This is a genomic window from Paenarthrobacter sp. CC6, from assembly GCF_040560085.1.
GTDB classification, from domain to species: Bacteria; Actinomycetota; Actinomycetes; order Actinomycetales; family Micrococcaceae; genus Arthrobacter; species Arthrobacter nicotinovorans.
Map to the genome: position 1 here is coordinate 1 of NZ_JARDAN010000052.1, position 713 is coordinate 713.

A 713-nucleotide genomic window follows, 5' to 3' on the forward strand; every position below is an offset into this window, starting at 1 on the left:
ATCCACTCAGGCTTACGTTCAACCGGAACCGCAGAATTACGCTGCTCAACGCGCAGCAACTTACGGCCTTCAGGTGCGAGTGTCATGGGGTTCCTTTACGTTGATCTTCAGCATTCGACGACGTTGACGGCGAGGCCGCCCATCGCGGTTTCCTTGTACTTATCGGACATGTCCTTGCCCGTCTCACGCATCGTCACGATCACCTCGTCCAAGGACACCCGGTGCGTCCCATCCCCCCACAACGCCATCTTCGCCGCGTTGATCGCCTTCGCCGCAGCAATCGCGTTCCGCTCAATACACGGAATCTGAACCAACCCCCCGATCGGATCACACGTCAACCCCAGATTATGCTCCATCGCGATCTCCGCAGCGTTCTCCACCTGACCCGGAGAACCACCCATCACCTCAGCCAACCCCGCAGCAGCCATCGACGACGCCGAACCAACCTCACCCTGACACCCCACCTCAGCACCGGAAATCGACGCCTGCTCCTTATACAACACACCCACCGCACCAGCAGTGAGCAGGAACTTCACCACCACATCATCCCTGTCCTGCTGACTGGCCTGATCCATGCCCGGAGCGTAATTCAACGCGTAATACAACACCGCCGGAATAATCCCCGCAGCACCATTCGTCGGCGCCGTCACCACCCGACCACCAGAAGCGTTCTCCTCATTGACCGCCAAAGCAATCAGGTTCACCCACTCCTG

The 713-nt window shown here is 58.9% G+C and carries 1 protein-coding gene; it reads right to left on the bottom strand.

Annotated elements, in window-relative coordinates:
* Positions 1–107 precede the first annotated feature (107 nt).
* Positions 108–713 (bottom strand): L-serine ammonia-lyase (locus PV760_RS21440; protein ID WP_354628660.1); only part of this gene is annotated, 606 nt, incomplete at its 5' end.